The sequence below is a fragment of the Nostoc sp. UIC 10890 genome, assembly GCF_054786515.1.
In genome coordinates this window covers 2,352,406-2,367,696 of record NZ_JBSGKF010000001.1, presented here as the reverse complement: position 1 = coordinate 2,367,696, position 15,291 = coordinate 2,352,406, and the positions used below count along the sequence as shown (strand labels likewise).

Below are 15,291 nucleotides of genomic sequence, written 5' to 3'. Positions count from 1 at the left end.
CTTAGTTTCATCAAGATAATCCCTGATTTTTGATTTGTTTAGATGTAGCTTCCATAAAGTCAATAAAAACTTTTATGAGCTTATGAATTCCCTCGCTACCTCCTGCAATTAAACCCCCTGTCAGTAATGCATCTAAACAACGAAAAATAATTACTTGGATTGGATTATCTAAATCAATAACTACAAGTGGTTCAATTGAGCGAATACCTATTGCACTCATTAAAAGACCGAATAAAAGGGATGTCCATAGGGCAATTATTCGTGTATCAGATTTATAGGCCGCTCTTTGGCGCTCTTTTTCATTTATATCATCAATTTGTGGTTTGAATATTTTTAACGAGTCTTGTTGATTTTGGGTGAAATTTTGAATGATTTGCTGTTCTAGACTCATTCCTTCAGGCGGTAATCCACTGATTTGATTTGATTCTAAAGAAGAAAACTGTTTCTGTTGGGCTTCCATAAGTCTTATTTTATCTGAAACTAGAGTCTTTTCTTGCCGAATACTAATATCTAATTGCTCGATAAAAGAACCGCGCCAAGTAGTTAGAAAAACTTCTAATGAACGTTCCAACAACAAAGAAATAAATAGTTGTAATGAGAGTAATTGGACAATATCATTAAGCCCAAATGGTTTTAAAATAAATGGTTTAGATGATAACCAAGTTGACAAAGTTACTATTAGAAAACTAATAATGATTAATACAATAAATAGAGGGGAGTCTGGAGAAAGCTTTAGCAACGTATCTATACTCCTGTTTCGCGTCACAATATTTAGTACAGCCTGGAGGTGAGAACTACACCTGCTGAGTAACTTAACAACGTTAATTTGATAGAACAGTAAATAATTTGTGACTCCACCCTTTTTTTCAGGAGTGTGATAGGCCAATAGGGTTCGGTTAAAGGGGAAAGGGGAACGGGGAAAGGTTTTCAATACATCTGGCGATCGCATTTCTCTCTCGAAAAGGTGCGCTAGCGAAAGGGAGGCGACACTAGACTCATATCTTGCACCTAGGCCCTAGCGATTAGAAATCGCGGCTATACAAACGAAGTCCGCCTACGCAGACTAAGGTCAATCAAATCAAGGTTTCCAACCCGCGCAGGCGGGTTTTGCCTGTGTAGGCGCGACTTCTAGTCGCCTAGTGCAAGATATAAGTAGAGCAAGCAGCAACCGTAGCACCAACTAAAAACCCCTCCAAGCTAGAAGGGGTTAAAGTAATTTTTGCTAATGTCATAGTCATTAAGAGGAGACAGCAGCTTTTCCTGCTTTGTAACGGATTTTCTGATCAAAGCAACGAGATGATAGTACAGCATTTTATAAATCCATTAGGAACCTCTACAACGCTGTATTTAGTAAGATAAATTACTGGTGTTGTCAAATGATGTCAGCTGCGACTCAACAGCATTTAGATAACCTCTATCATTCAAAGCTTGTACTGGTAACTTTTTAGCGTTGACAGCAGCCTTAACTACATCTAGTGCAGTCAGCTTTCCTGTTTGGTATTGAGATACCAAAGCGCTACCACTAAGAATACCCTGTGCTTTCAGATTACCTTGATAAGCGAGAAATGCAGCATCAAAGGGTTTGAGGTAGCTGACGTTCGTAGAATGAGTAGATAAATTATTAGAGTTGATAGCTATAAGTTCGCCAGTATTATTACTAGCTATTTGAGCGCCACCGATTCCAGGCAATAAAGCAATAGAAGTAACAATGAGTAGAGAATCTATCAAGGTGGAGAGTTTCATAGGATTATCTTTAGTTAGAATAAAGTGCAGTTAATGTTCTTGAGTAATAGAGTCTTATTTTTTATTAGTCTTAACTTCCTGCACTCAGGTCACCTGAACGGTTGATTTGTTCCTCACCCGTTCGGGTGAGTTAGTTGAGTCCAATAATTGAAAAAATCAACAATGTGTGCAAAATTGAGCGAGGGAAAGAGTTTCATCGCTGATGTTGTATTGGTTAATAAATTGGGAGTAAAGTTCAGGAAAAACTTGAACAGATATATATTTAACTGAGGTAATCTAAAAATTTATGCAGTGCTGTCACTCAGTTATAGGCGTAGCCCAACCCAGGCGTTGCATTTCTGTACTATCTCCTTCAACAGCCGATTTATTGCTTAACTATAATTGAATCTAATCTGTCTAGTCGAATTTACCGAACATATAAATTAGAGTAAACCGTAATTATTTCTCACGTCTATTTTTGGACGGCAATCATCAATTATCTGGTGATATTAACCGAACTTACAGCAGGTTTAACTCTACATAATATGAATATGTAAGCACAAGTTGAAGTGCAAAACTGATTAAATAAAAGCTAACTGATGCGAGGAAGGGTTATGACACTAGTTCGTTGGAATCCTTGGAGAGATATTGACACTCTACAAAATCAAATCAATAGTTTGTTTGAAGATACCAGACTACCATCTGCATTTTTGGAAAGAGGCTTGAGCAAAGTTCCTGCTGCTGAAATACAAGAAACTGAAGATGCGATTCATCTAAAGCTAGAACTGCCAGGAATAGAAGCGAAAGACCTGGATGTGCAAGTCACGGAAGATGCTGTTTACGTTAGCGGTGAGAGGAAGTCAGAAACTAAAACTGAGGAAAAAGGTGTTACCAGAAGTGAGTTTCATTACGGCAAATTTCAACGCGTAATTCCTCTATCGGCTAGTATTCAAAATACTAACGTTCAGGCAGATTATAAAGACGGCATCTTGAATCTGATATTGCCTAAAACTGAGCAAGAAAAGAACAAAGTTGTCAAGGTTAATTTGGAAAAACCTGCTAACTAATGGTTTGCGATCAGACTACTTTACCTCCAATGATTGGTTGAAATAGTTAAGAGCTTGGTCATGCGAGTGACCAGGCTTTTTTCTAAGCAATGTAGCGTTGATAAAAAAGTACTAAATACTTTCGAGAATTTTCAGCACTTCTGCCGCTGACTGATATCGTTGAGTGAAGTCAAAATGTACCATTCTATTTAAAATAATCACTAACTCGTTTGTAGCCTCAGTTAGTTCGCGCCAATGTTGCCAAACCTGTTGATTTCCATCAGATTCTTTTGAAATAATTATTTCACCAGTGTTTGTGTCTCTACGAAATTCTCTTGGTTCTACCCCAGTTAAACCTTGTATTCCCATAATCCCCAACGCATAAATATCGCTGTTGAGTTTTGGCAATCCGCTCATTTGTTCAGAAGGTGCATAATTAGGAGTGCCAATTGAAATGGTCTGAGCTTCTTGCTGCTGAGGCTGAATTTGCTTAACAGCACCAAAGTCAATTAAAACAATATGCCCATCTGATTCTCGCCTAATCAAGTTGCTAGGTTTAATATCTCGATGGATGACGCCATAGCTGTGAACAAAAACAAGCACGTTTAAAACTTCTTTGAGCATCTCCACAACTTCAGCTTGTTTGAGTCGCTTCCCAGAAGATAGCTCTTTATCCATAGCGTGCCCTCGAACAAATTCTTGGACTAAAGAAAATTGTCGATTTTCTTCAAAAAAAGCTAGCAGTTGGGGAATTTGTGGATGCTTACCCAAAGTTTCTAAAATTTCTGCTTCAGCGTCAAATAGGCGTCTGACGACATTTAAATATTCTGCATCTTGGCGGGGAGGTCGCAACTGTTTAACTACACATTGCGGATTACCAGGGCGCTGGATATCGTCAGCTAAATAAGTATTGCTAAATCCTCCAGAACCCAAGGGCTGAGTAATTTTGTAGCGGTTGTTTAGTAACGTGCCTAGCGAAATTTCCTGCCCAATGGAATCAGCAATTACCGTTGGTGCTTCATTAGCAGCATTGCCGCGCTGTCGTAAAAGACCTTGCAATTCCACAATTAATTGTTGGTGTTCTTGAACCCGTTGGGTAATTTCTTTTTGCTCTTGCTTCGTTTGATAAGCAGTATAAGCAAGGACACTCCCGGCGGTAAATACTAACCCCAACGCTGGAGGTATTACTGGCAACCATCCAGCTTGGGTAAAAATGACAAAATTAGCTCCAAATAACACTGCAAGGGCTGTTGCTCCTGCTAATCCTAAGCCTAGTGGATGTTGAATTCGCCATACTAACAACCCACCAACTAAAGTCCATCCCCATATCAAAAGGACTTCACCCCACTCAGGCAAAAACCAAAATAGAGGCTGTTTGTTAAGAACAGCACTGAGAATTTGACTAACGCTGTGGGCATGAATTTCAATTCCGGCTATTTTGCCAGAATTATCTGACTTACCACTAGCAAATGGTGTATTAAAAATATCATTTAAACTATTGGCTGTTGAACCAATCAAAACGATGCGGTCTTTGACCAAATCTGGTTTAACTTGATTTGCAAGCACTTCTGTAATAGTTACCTGTTGGGCGACTTGATTACCAGAACGGTAGTTAAGCAGGATTTGGTAGCCATTGGTATCGGCTTTTTGATAACCGCCAGCGTTACTTTGCAGAGGTTTAAATACTGTATCTCGTAGTTGTAATTCCTTTTTTGGGGTAAATTCTACTTGGATGCCTCCAACTTCCAAGTATTTGAGTGCTAGTTGCAAGCTAAAAGAATAAGTACTTTGACAAGAATCGGACTCTTCTGCACTTACCAATAATAGGTTGCGGCGAATTGTGGCATCAGTGTCTTCTACGACATCATTAAATCCTACTCGCTCTGCTTCAACCCCTTTTGGAGGTGCTATTCCTGGATTGTTAGAACCAGAATGTTTGCAGATAGGAATGATGATATCGCTCTGTTGTAGACGTTGCAGGAGTTTTTCATGACCAGGCTGTACTGGTAAGTCACGAAATATATCTAGACCAATGGCTCGCGGTTCATAAGCTTCAAGTTTGGCTAATACTTGGTCTAGAAGTTCACCAGACAGGGGCCAATTCCATTTTTGGATATCTTTTTCACTTAAAGCAACAATCAACAGACGAGCGTCTGGGCCTGGGTCGGCACGTAATTGCATCATTTGGTCGTAGACCTTCATTTCTAGAGGCTCGAAAACCCCAAGTTTTTGAATGCCTACTAGTAAAAGTGTAGCGATCGCACTTGAAAGAATAACTGGCTGTTTAAATAAACTTTTAAAATTTGCAACCATCTTTTTAAGTAGGTTTTACTTTAAAATATACGGATATTTTTAGATTAATTTTTATTATTGAAATTATTCTATGCAATTTGCAACTTTTCAAAAAATATAGTAATCATATTTTACGTATGAAAATCTTAAGCTTAAGACTAAAATTCCCGATTTTTACAAGAAATCGGGAATCTTATTGTTTATGAATCATTAAGTAGGGCTACATAAGACTCATATTTGATTGCTGAAAAAACTCCGTAAAACTCAAAAATCCTTCTTTCCTATTCCCTTCTTGCCTATTGCCTATTGCCTTCTTTCCTATTGCCTTCTTGCCTATTGCCTATTGCCTGTCTACACAAATCAATTCAAAAATCAAAGCAGATTTCTATCCCTCTTTAAGATAATGCACGATCGCCTCTGCTGTTGGCAAATTAGTTGCCAGTAAAACTTGATTAATAGTACACAATCTCAACAATGCTTCTTCATTTGCTTGACCAGACTGAGGTTGCAGCAAATCTCTCAGGAAAATAACTGCTAAAATTTCTCCTGCTCCAACCAATGAAGCAATTGTTTGATATCCTCCAGAAGTAGGTGCAGGGGTTTGTTGACTAATAGTTATCCCTGCGTGTTGATGTAAGACTTCACTAACAGATGGCCACGTAATTGTAAAACTCTCTGAGAAAAATTCCTGATGTTGAGAAACAAATTCAGCAAGTTCTAATTTCTTGCTTTCATGAGCAATGAGGACTATATTTCTTTCAATGAGCGTTTCTTCTGGAGTTTCCTCAAACTCATCTTCTTTTACTTCCGAAACTGCTTCACTAGTCTGACTGATGCTCTCAGTAGCTTCACTTTCTGTTGCTTCCAAAAATTGAATATCAGCGGAGTTAAAAACTTCACTTACTTGTGCAGGAATATCATCAACATTTACACTGACTTCTTCAGTACTTGTATTACTCGAATCAATGTATTGACTGCTGAAAACTTCCGGGACGTTATCATCAAGCGTAGTCAATGTTTCAGGAACTTCATTGACTGTTTCATCAGCAGCAGAACTAGATTCTACTTCATCAACATCTGCGCTGTCTTCTGCTGTCAATGCTGTATCTAAATTTACTAGTTCATCACTAATATCCTGTATAGCTTGGCTCAAGGGTTCTTCCGGCTGAATGTCGTCTTCTTCAGGAATTTGACTAATAACTTCATCAACATCTGCACTAACTTCTTCTACTACTGGCGTATCCAAATTTGCTACTTCATCATGGGTAGCTTCTGGAATGACGCTCTCCTCCTCAGATACTTGGTAAAAAATATCGCGCGGCTGCACAAAAGTGACTTCTGCTGCTAATGCTGCCTCCCATTCTGCATCTTCATCGGAAATAGATTCTGCAATGGTACTCTCCTGTGCAGGAACTTCGTTGAAAATATCACGCGGCTGTACGAAGGTGACTTCCGCTTCCAGTGCTGCCTCTAACTCTGCATATTCATCGTAGCTAGCTTCTGGAATGGCACTTGTATCACGCTGCTGGACGATAGTAGATTCTGCCGCCAGTGCTGCTTCCAAGTCTGCAATCTCGTCGTCGGTAGCTTCTGGAAGAATACTTTCCTCTTCAGGAGTTTCAATAATGTTTTCAGGTGCAGCGATCGCATCATCAGCTACAGTAAAAGAAACTTCCTCACCATCTTCGCTGACTTCTGCAACTTCTACTTCCTCAACATCTGCGCTGATTTCTGCTGTAACTAAACGCAAATCCACAATTTCATCACGAACATCGTGTGGAACTTCGCTGATTGGTTCTGGTGACTGAATGATGTTTTCAGGGGCGATTATCTCAACAACCGGGATGACATCATCATCTTGAGTAGAAACAACTTCGGAGATTTCGCTGATTTCTGGGGAAGGTGTTTCTACTTCGGGAGTAATTGGCGCTGGAACTTCGTTGACTATTTCTGGCGCTGGTGTCGCAACATTGGGAGTGCTGATATTTTCAGGCGATCGCGGCCGAGAAAACAGTGAAGGATCTATAATTCTAAAGACTGTCTCTGGTTGCTCATAAGCAGGAGCAACTGCTTCCAAAATCAAAACATAATCTGCAATCCGAATCACATCTCCATCACTCAAAGAATATGGTCGATCTTTTTCAGCTTGTTTCCCATTAAATATTGAGCCATTTCTACTACCAAGGTCAGAGAAGTAGTAATTTCCACCTTTCACAAAAAACTTAGCATGTACCCGACTGATATCAGGGCTATCTAAGAGTAAATCAGAATCAGGAGAACGACCTATTAGCCATTCTCCTCTCGGTGTAGTTTCTATGGTAAGGTCAACTTCTTTGACTTCATTTAAAGTTGGTGAGTAGCTAACTTTTACTTTCATATTAATTTTTGGTTAATTTTATTGATTTCCGCTACCCAGCGCTGACGGGTAGTGTGTTCTAAATTTAAAATATCATCTTGTGACCAGTGGAAATGATAAGCAATAAAAGCTACCTCCTCATATAAAGTATCAGAGGGGTAGCTTAGGACTCCCCCGCTAGTTCTAGCTCCACTGAAAATTGAGTATTACAGTGGGGACATTGTGTCGGAATGTGTACATTGCCTTGTTGATTGATTCGATTGTAAAATTCTCGGAGATAGGCAATGTCATGTAAAAGCAGTCCTTCGAGTAAATCAGGACTAACAGAATTGAAACTGCCCAAGCGAGTGATAACCCGTGCAAGCATCACCAAAACACCGTAAGCTGGATTTTCCTGAACTCCGCGTTCTTGTTGCACCAAAATTTCATCTTTGGCGGTGGCTAAACGCATCACCCCATGACGATGTACTCGTTGTTCGCCATCACTCAATCCTCTAGGAAGAGTGAAGGCAAATTCTGTGCAGAGAGTATCCTTTTTACGGCGCATAGGTAATTTGGGCATTGGGAATTGGAAATTGACTGGTTCCTAGCCTGAAGGCTGGGAACCCATTCTGGGAGGCTCCGCCTCCTCTTTGTTGACAAGAGGTAGAACCTCTGCGAATACATTCCCAGCCTGGAGGCTGGGAACGAGGCTAATGAGTCTTTGATACTCGTGAATGAGTCTTTGAACTCCGTTAATGAGTCTTTGAACTCCGTTAATGAGTCTTTGAACTCCGTTAACGAGTCTTTGAACTCCGTTAATGAGTCTTTGAACTCCGTTAATGAGTCTTTGAACTCCGTTAACGAGTCTTTGAACTCCGTTAATGAGTCTTTGAACTCCGTTAATGAGGCTTTGAACTCCGTTAATGAGTCTTTGAACTCCATTAATGAGTCTTTGAACTCCATTAATGAGTTTTTATTTTTATTCTTTACTCTCCTGCTCCCTGCTCCCTCATCCCAATTCCCCAGTCCCCAGTCCCCTTTCCCCAATTCAATTTTGAAGAAGTGCTTCGGGAGAATTGATTTTATCTTCTGGGATGGAAGTTTCGCCTTCCAAGCCATTGATTCGTCGGTAAAAATCTTGGAGGTAGTTTAAATCTTGGGAAAAAAAGTTTTCCACAATTGCAGGAGTCACTTCTGATAAAGCACCCAAGTGGGTAATCACTCGCGACAAGATAATAATTGTGGCATAAACGGGATTAGCTTTAACGCGGGGGTCACGCAAGGGTGCAATCTCGTCTATCGCCGTTGATAACCGCATTACACCTTTGCGGTGGAGGTTGCCTTCAGAGTCTAGATACCCCTTTGGCAGTGTAAATTCAAACTCTGTGGGAAACATAATCCTCCTAATTACTTCACGCGTTTAAATTCCTCAAAAGCAACCTCCACCTCCTCAATTTCGATGTCATGGCTGCGGGCATTGACATCGGCAATTTTGTAACTTGCAGGCCAAGCACCGGCTAATTCAAATCTAGCTACTTCTTGATTTGCCTGATTATAAATAGACAAAGCCACAAGTCTACGTTGCTGTGACCAATTACCCTTTTCGACTTTTTCAAACCACTTCCAAAAATCCATAGAGTTGGTGGTACCTCTACGCAGAATGAGATTACCACTCTTGGGATTGCTAGGAAGCTTAGTTCTCACCACCTGACCTTTTGATTGCCCTTTTGTACCCCAGGTTTGAGAAGTAACTTCAGAAATCTCAATTACCTCTTGGGTTCTTTTGAAGCCTTGACACTCCAAAAAGAAACAATTGGCATCGTTTTGACCTTCTAATGTCAGTTCTAAATAGAACCGATGGGCTGTCAGAACTTCTGGAATTCGGCTTGCGGATTGTACCACTGTTAAATAATTCGTAATTCGTAATTCGTAATTCGTAATACTCGCCAAGGGCGAGAAGCTACGTAATTAGTAATGAAGCTTGCGGACTTGCTATTGCTACGCTCTAAGCAAAGCTATGCCGCAGACTTTACGTAATTACGATTATTTGATACGTTTAATTCCTTCGTGAACCAATTCAATAGTTTCATTCGCCATTTCACCACCGGAAGCAGTTAAGGTAGGCCCGGTGTATTTACATGGATAACAATTGACAATGTTCCAGCGTGCTTTTTCTGAGCCTTGTTGGTCGTAAGCAACCACTGAACCAGTCTTACGATTCTGTGCCCACTTCCGAGGATCACCCATATCTTCGTTACAATCTTGATACCATTTATAAAGGTCTATATCATCAGTGGCGATGACTTTTACTGTGATGTTAGTAAATTTAACAACAGTTGGTGTAGCTTGACGCATTAGTTTAGCGCCCTTAGATGAACCGTGGACTTCTTGCGCTGGTGTATTTTCAACGCCTAGTCCGCTAATTTCTTTGATAAATTTATCGGTAATTCCGTCAGCCTCAAAGTAAAACTTACAAGAGGTTAAAAATTCGCCTGCCATAGTTTTAGATTCCTTTATGTGTGGTTAATTTGGGAATGGGGAATGGGGAATGGGGAATGGGGAATGGGAGTTAGGAGTTAGGAGTTAGGAGTTATAAGAATTCTTTCCCCAATGCTCAATGCCCCATGCCCAATACCCAATGACAAATGACAAATGACAAATGCCCTATTCGCTATCTTCAATGCCGTTCCATTGGCTGATGCGGAAAACAACAAATTCAGCCGGTCTGACGGGACAAACACCGACTTCAATATATAAACGTCCTAAAATTCTGGTTTCTGGTGGGTTCAATTCTTCGTCGCACTTGACATAGAATGCTTGGGCTGGAGATGCACCAAATAATGCACCTTCACGCCAGATGCGCTCTAAGAAATTACTAACGGTGCGGGTTACACGCGCCCATAAATCTTGGTCGTTCGGTTCAAAAACTACCCACTGAGTCCCCAATTCTAAGGATTTCTCGATATAGCTAATTAATCTACGCACGCTGATGTAACGCCACTCTGTTTTATCTGGCTCAACTAAAGTGCGTGCGCCCCAAATGCGGATACCTCGGTTGGGGAAGCTGCGAATGCAATTTATTCCAAGGGGGTTTAATAGTTCTTGTTCGCGGAAGTTTGTGTCATAGCCCAAACCAATTACGCCTCTGGGAACTTCATTTGCTGGGGCTTTGTAAACTCCTCTGGTTTCGTCAGTGCGGGCCCAAACACCCATTACATGACCACAAGGAGGTACTAAAATTGGATTACCGCGATCGCGTGGATTGGGTACTTTAATCCAAGGATAATAAAGGGCCGCAAACATCGAACGACGGTTAAATCTATTCAACCACTCCACTACTTGTTGCGGTTTGACGGCTTCTGGTGGCGCATCCAGTACAACCATGCGGTTGGGCGGATTGGGAATATCGCCACTGGCGGAACCCTCGCACATACTAATCATGAGTTCGATGATGCCGTGAACTTGATCTAAATTCAGTACTTGCTCTTGATAAGCCCGCATCACATCAGGGCAAGCCAGCATTGTGATTTCATCAACTTCAAAGATACCGCGTACCCCGGTGCGATCGTCTCGAACCCCTTCTAAATTTTGTGAAAATCTATCAGGTGGAGTAGCTACAATGGGCGGCGCTAGTTCATATTGACCATTAACCGGACGACGAGCTAAAGGCTGTCCACTTTGAGTTATGTCTTCTACGGTGATGTACATCGAATTTCTCAATGCCGCCACCGCGTAAGTCGCTGTTTGACCAGCAGGTTCGCGGTTCATTGTCAAGTTTTCGTATTGCTCTAAAAGTTCATCTCCCCGACGAATTTGGATGGTGAAATATTCACCCGTATTTGGAGGCGCTTCTCCTTCAGTACCTTCAGGTAAGGCGCGGGGTGAACCATCAATAATAACGAGATTTACTAATCCGCCTGCTGCTTGCTCAGGGCGCAAAGTAAAGCGGAGGGCTGGACGATTACCTCTAGAGTTGATTCTGAGGGTAGCCGGTTCTGGAGTTGCTGGTCTGGGTGCGCCTGGTAACTGAGTCCCAATGCTTGTTACCCAGCAACGACCGCCACCATTCATAAAGTAGCCGTAGACTGAAAAGGGTAAATAAGCGTTGAAGTCGGTGAAGCCGTCAGAGTTGGGACGGGCAAAGTAGTTTAAGAATTGCGTCCAAGTGGTTACTAGCATGGGCTTGTATAACTCAGCCCCACCGCGAACGTCTTCTGTAAAGCCTACAAATCCGGCAACTGCTGTGCTAACACCTTCAATTGGTCGGCTACCCCGGTCAATTTCTTCAATGTAGACACCAGGAGCAAAGTAATCAAGTCTAGCCATGAAAGTTTCTCCAAGTCAGTAAAAATCTAAATTATTCAGGAGTTAGAAATATTTCTTTGAAAGTATGACTTTGGTTATCTACCAATGCATTGACGTTTTGGGGTAAATAGCCAGGATGATTCAGTGTCAAAACATAATTACCTAAATGAAGGTCTTCAAAAAAGAACAACCCTTCTTTAGTAGTTGATATGGATTTTTCAGTTCCCCTCACAGCCACTTCTGTCGCTACCAACGGCAGATTTGTCACCGCACTTTTGACAATACCCGCGATCGCAACTCGCCTAGTTAGAACTAAACTGTCACTATCGCGAGACAATTGATTTCGCAAATTGAAAATTCGCTCCCAAACCAAAGGTACTTGAGTAGGTTGTGGCTCAAAGGGGATTGTAACTGTCAAATATAAGGCTGAACGCAATGGCACATTGAGAGCGCTCCATAAAGAGCCAATCTCAATTGGTGGCTCTAGGGCAACTGTCAGGTTCAAATTACCATAGCCCCGTAATTCCGGAACCAAAAACTCCTCTTCCAAGGTGCGATGGCGCAACAGCACAGTTAACGCCTCACTGATAAAGTGATGCTCACCTAAAGCTGTTCTATCCCACGCTGTTAATAGCAGCGAAACATCAAACCAAGCGGGTGCCCAATTTACAGTGGCAGGTTGTAGAGCGCGTGTTAGCTTGCGTTCAACTTGCCTGCCAGAATGTTGTACCTGCTTACTCTCACGTATATCAAAAATGTATAAATTGAGAGTTGGGCCTGCTCCCTCTTCCCTCCGATTACCAGGATGGCTAAAGTCAATTTGCTCTGTACTGGTAAGTGAGGTTCCTCCAGCGAGAATTTCGGCTAAAGTTTGAAGAACGAAGATAAGCATGAAGGTGTTCTGCTGGTAGCTAATCCAGATGCATCTACAGTATATGTATCAGCCTTCTAAAGTTAATTAGACTTTTGTCGATATTTTGGTCATTTGTCATTGGTCATTTGTCATTGGTCATTTGTCATTGGTCATTTGCCATTGGTCATTGTCTCCCTATTTGCCCACTCACCATCTCCTCAGAATTATTGAGAACGCTAGTAGTCTGTCAATAAATAATTGATAGATAAATTCCTTGTAGAGACGGCGATTTATCGCGTCTCTCTAACCGTCAAAATGAATTTGAAAGACTACTAGAGAAGATTTAGATTTTCAAAAATCCGAAAAGCGGTAACTTCAGTTTGTAGATTAGTCTGGAGTGGTTCTTAATCAGACGCACCACATTTTTTTCTTGTGGGGGTGTTAAATGTGAAAGCCATCTTAGAAAAAGCTTTTAGATATGTCTCGTTCCCAGTCTCCGACTGGGAATGCCCATCGTTGAGGCTCCGCCTCTAGACTTGCGGCTCTGCCGCTTTTGAGTTGCATTTCTAGCTAGAGGCTGGAAACGAGATTTTGAAAAGGGTTTTACCTTAAGTTGACACCAATAGCGGCACACTTATCTCACAAAAGTTATTGAGTCGTGATTAATATAACCATTAAATACTTGTATATACTTAGAGCAATCACATGCGGTTTTGAATGTAAACTTAATAATTCTTTGTATTAATGAGTTACAAAGATAACTTAACAAAAAAATAAACATTACTGAGACTGCATAATTTTATACTGGTCAGCAGAAAAGTAAAATATTTGTTTGCAAAAAGCGAGTGAAGCTATGACACTAGGCTTTTCTGTACAAAAATTAGAAAATGGCTCTAATTATTTGAATTCCTCAGAAATTCAGAGCTTTTGTCAGCTTGAGTCTGAACAGTTAACTAGTCAATATCCAATTTTTTTCGCTCGGATTGTCTATCATGATTCCTTATTGAGAGCTAATCAGGAAATTATAAATTATGGTCAAGACCAAGCTCCTTTTTCCCAAAAAACTTTAGCTTATTTGCGCTCAGAAGTATGGTTTACAGATTTTCCACCTGCTTTGACTTTACATGAATTTAGACTTAAGGACTTTTCATCCATTTCCTACATTTGTCCCATATCCTATAGAAATCAAAAACCTGAATACATTCAAATTATTACTCGTGAACCTCTCTCATTGAATTTGCAATTATATGTAAAACGTTCTGCGATGCTCCTGAGTAACTATATAGATATTTACTTAGACAATGGGAGACAAAAAACTGAAATTCAACTCCTAGAAGATATCCTACATCGAGTAGGACATCAATTACGCAACTCTCTAGGACTCATAGGATTGTATGCACATAATCTATGCTTAGGGTTAAAGGATAATCCTTGGCAAGAACAAGCAACAATCATCGGCGAAAGCATACAAGATTTAGATATTAATTTAAACGAACTGATTGATTGCGGTCAAAGTGCAAAATTAAGAGTAACACTTCAAGATTTAAGAACTTTGGTGGTTGAAAGCATCACAAATTTACAACCTCTAATTAATCAGAAAAAACTTAAAATATTGATTCCCGATACATCGACAATACTGAGGATAGACAGATTACAAATAAAACAAGTATTTGATAACATCCTCAGTAATGCTGTTCATTTCAGCCCTAATTCAGGAACTATAACTTGTAGCTGGCAGATTTTTCAAGATGAAGTTTTAATTAAAATTTCCGACCAAGGTCTAGGACTATCTCAAGAAGATTTACAAAAAGTATTTACTCCATTTTATTCCCGGCGGAAAGGAGGCACAGGACTGGGTTTAACTATTGCTAAAAAAATTATTCTAGATCATCAAGGAAGTATCTGGGCGCAAGTTTTACCAGAAAGTGGAGCACAATTTTCTATAATTTTACCTCGGCCAAGAAGTGGATAAATAATTCGTAATTCGTAATTCGTAATTCGTAATTAAAAAGATGGCTAATGACAGTAAGAAACTTTCGGTTTTGCTGGTAGATGACGAAGAACGCTTTCGTCAGGGGTTACGTACTCTTCTGAATTTTTATAGTATTAATTCTGCATTACCTGTAGAAGTTATAGGTGATGCCGATTCTGTAGAGCAGGTTTTAAAGTTTACAGCCCAGAAGTGTCCAGATTTAATTTTGCTGGATATGCAATTGAAGGGATGTGATGGGATTACAGTTTTAGCACGGCTTAAGGAAACTGCTTATACTGGCAAGGTTTTAGTATTATCGGCTCATCAAGAAGATGACTGGATTTTTAGAGCAATGCAAGGGGGAGCCGCAGGTTATGTGTTTAAAAATCGTGTAGCAACACAATTGTGTGAGGCTATTGACACTGTTACAAGGTCGGAAATTTATCTACCTTCAGAAGTTGCTAGTCGATTTTTCCGGTTTTTTCAGGCTTATTCAGATTCTTGTGTAAAAGCGTGTCATGAAGTGCATTTAACCGAAAGAGAGCAAGAAGTTTTATACTGGTTAACTCAAGGTGCTTCTAATGAAGAAATCGCTAAACATTTATATGTAACAGTTGCTACTGTTAAGGCGCATCTCACCAGTATTTTTGAAAAATTGAAGGTTACTAGCCGGACTCAAGCTATTGTGACAGCCCTCAAGTTAGGATTAGTTCACGCTTGAGCGCGACGGAAGTAATCGGCGCAATTCACGAAACTCTTTGTA

15 protein-coding genes are annotated in these 15,291 nt (G+C 40.5%); 3 read left to right on the top strand and 12 right to left on the bottom strand.

What is annotated here, in order from left to right:
* Positions 1-10 precede the first annotated feature (10 nt).
* Both ACWATR_RS09245 and ACWATR_RS09240 read right to left on the bottom strand, forming a co-directional pair.
* A complete protein-coding gene (locus tag ACWATR_RS09245; RefSeq protein ID WP_460331627.1) occupies positions 11-670 on the bottom strand; it encodes a hypothetical protein in 660 nt (219 codons plus the stop codon).
* A gap of 677 nt (positions 671-1,347) precedes the next feature.
* On the bottom strand, positions 1,348-1,743 hold the full coding sequence (locus ACWATR_RS09240) for a hypothetical protein (RefSeq protein WP_460331625.1): 396 nt from the start codon (positions 1,741-1,743) through the stop codon (positions 1,348-1,350).
* A gap of 593 nt (positions 1,744-2,336) precedes the next feature.
* Here ACWATR_RS09240 and ACWATR_RS09235 point away from each other — a divergent pair.
* Complete coding sequence (locus ACWATR_RS09235; RefSeq protein ID WP_460331623.1) at positions 2,337-2,789, top strand: Hsp20/alpha crystallin family protein; 453 nt, start codon at positions 2,337-2,339, stop codon at positions 2,787-2,789.
* A 111-nt stretch (positions 2,790-2,900) separates the two neighbouring features.
* On the opposite strand, the gene ACWATR_RS09230 is transcribed toward ACWATR_RS09235, so the two are convergent.
* The 10 genes from ACWATR_RS09230 to ACWATR_RS09185 all read right to left on the bottom strand — a co-directional run bounded on the left by ACWATR_RS09230 (position 2,901) and on the right by ACWATR_RS09185 (position 12,595).
* Positions 2,901-5,081, bottom strand: coding sequence for a CHASE2 domain-containing protein (locus ACWATR_RS09230; protein WP_460331621.1), 2,181 nt, complete (start codon positions 5,079-5,081; stop codon positions 2,901-2,903).
* A 364-nt stretch (positions 5,082-5,445) separates the two neighbouring features.
* Complete coding sequence (locus ACWATR_RS09225) at positions 5,446-7,437, bottom strand: FHA domain-containing protein (RefSeq protein ID WP_460331619.1); 1,992 nt, start codon at positions 7,435-7,437, stop codon at positions 5,446-5,448.
* Entirely contained in the window at positions 7,434-7,616 is a 183-nt protein-coding gene (locus tag ACWATR_RS09220; protein ID WP_084227029.1) for a DUF6760 family protein, read from the bottom strand. The genes ACWATR_RS09225 and ACWATR_RS09220 overlap by 4 nt, the downstream gene beginning before the upstream one ends.
* On the bottom strand, positions 7,580-7,906 hold the full coding sequence (locus tag ACWATR_RS09215) for a phage tail assembly protein (RefSeq protein WP_460331617.1): 327 nt from the start codon (positions 7,904-7,906) through the stop codon (positions 7,580-7,582). The genes ACWATR_RS09220 and ACWATR_RS09215 overlap by 37 nt, the downstream gene beginning before the upstream one ends.
* Positions 7,903-8,517, bottom strand: a complete 615-nt coding sequence (locus ACWATR_RS09210) for a hypothetical protein (protein ID WP_460331615.1) — start codon at positions 8,515-8,517, stop codon at positions 7,903-7,905. Before ACWATR_RS09210 ends, ACWATR_RS09215 begins: the two co-directional genes overlap by 4 nt.
* The gene (locus tag ACWATR_RS09205) at positions 8,447-8,794 is read right to left on the bottom strand and encodes a hypothetical protein (protein ID WP_435023683.1); all 348 of its coding nucleotides are present in this window, start codon (positions 8,792-8,794) and stop codon (positions 8,447-8,449) included. The genes ACWATR_RS09210 and ACWATR_RS09205 overlap by 71 nt, the downstream gene beginning before the upstream one ends.
* Before the next feature lie 11 nt (positions 8,795-8,805).
* Positions 8,806-9,300, bottom strand: a complete 495-nt coding sequence (locus ACWATR_RS09200) for a phage tail protein (RefSeq protein WP_069069275.1) — start codon at positions 9,298-9,300, stop codon at positions 8,806-8,808.
* 141 nt (positions 9,301-9,441) lie between these two features.
* Positions 9,442-9,897, bottom strand: coding sequence for a phage tail protein (locus ACWATR_RS09195; protein ID WP_069069276.1), 456 nt, complete (start codon positions 9,895-9,897; stop codon positions 9,442-9,444).
* 165 nt (positions 9,898-10,062) lie between these two features.
* Positions 10,063-11,724: a phage tail sheath family protein gene (locus ACWATR_RS09190; RefSeq protein WP_460331612.1), complete on the bottom strand. Its 1,662-nt coding sequence runs from the start codon at positions 11,722-11,724 to the stop codon at positions 10,063-10,065.
* Between the two features lie 31 nt (positions 11,725-11,755).
* Entirely contained in the window at positions 11,756-12,595 is an 840-nt protein-coding gene (locus ACWATR_RS09185; protein ID WP_460331610.1) for a Pvc16 family protein, read from the bottom strand.
* Between the two features lie 814 nt (positions 12,596-13,409).
* On the opposite strand from ACWATR_RS09185, the gene ACWATR_RS09180 reads away from it, so the two are divergent.
* Together ACWATR_RS09180 and ACWATR_RS09175 are read left to right on the top strand one after the other, a co-directional pair.
* Positions 13,410-14,528, top strand: a complete 1,119-nt coding sequence (locus ACWATR_RS09180) for a sensor histidine kinase (protein ID WP_460331608.1) — start codon at positions 13,410-13,412, stop codon at positions 14,526-14,528.
* 40 nt (positions 14,529-14,568) lie between these two features.
* Positions 14,569-15,249 carry a response regulator transcription factor gene (locus ACWATR_RS09175; protein ID WP_460331606.1) on the top strand — a complete coding sequence of 227 codons (681 nt, stop codon included), beginning with the start codon at positions 14,569-14,571 and terminating at the stop codon, positions 15,247-15,249.
* Positions 15,250-15,291: the final 42 nt, after the last annotated feature.

Excerpts from the sequence above, each read along its gene's own strand:
- ACWATR_RS09240 (WP_460331625.1), bottom strand. The coding sequence starts at position 1,743 with ATGAAACTCTCCACCTTGATAGATTCTCTACTCATTGTTACTTCTATT.
- ACWATR_RS09235 (WP_460331623.1), top strand. The coding sequence starts at position 2,337 with ATGACACTAGTTCGTTGGAATCCTTGGAGAGATATTGACACTCTACAA.
- ACWATR_RS09230 (WP_460331621.1), bottom strand. The coding sequence starts at position 5,081 with ATGGTTGCAAATTTTAAAAGTTTATTTAAACAGCCAGTTATTCTTTCA.
- ACWATR_RS09225 (WP_460331619.1), bottom strand. The coding sequence starts at position 7,437 with ATGAAAGTAAAAGTTAGCTACTCACCAACTTTAAATGAAGTCAAAGAA.
- ACWATR_RS09210 (WP_460331615.1), bottom strand. The coding sequence starts at position 8,517 with ATGGCTTGGAAGGCGAAACTTCCATCCCAGAAGATAAAATCAATTCTC.
- ACWATR_RS09205 (WP_435023683.1), bottom strand. The coding sequence starts at position 8,794 with ATGTTTCCCACAGAGTTTGAATTTACACTGCCAAAGGGGTATCTAGAC.
- ACWATR_RS09195 (WP_069069276.1), bottom strand. The coding sequence starts at position 9,897 with ATGGCAGGCGAATTTTTAACCTCTTGTAAGTTTTACTTTGAGGCTGAC.
- ACWATR_RS09190 (WP_460331612.1), bottom strand. The coding sequence starts at position 11,724 with ATGGCTAGACTTGATTACTTTGCTCCTGGTGTCTACATTGAAGAAATT.
- ACWATR_RS09185 (WP_460331610.1), bottom strand. The coding sequence starts at position 12,595 with ATGCTTATCTTCGTTCTTCAAACTTTAGCCGAAATTCTCGCTGGAGGA.
- ACWATR_RS09180 (WP_460331608.1), top strand. The coding sequence starts at position 13,410 with ATGACACTAGGCTTTTCTGTACAAAAATTAGAAAATGGCTCTAATTAT.
- ACWATR_RS09175 (WP_460331606.1), top strand. The coding sequence starts at position 14,569 with ATGGCTAATGACAGTAAGAAACTTTCGGTTTTGCTGGTAGATGACGAA.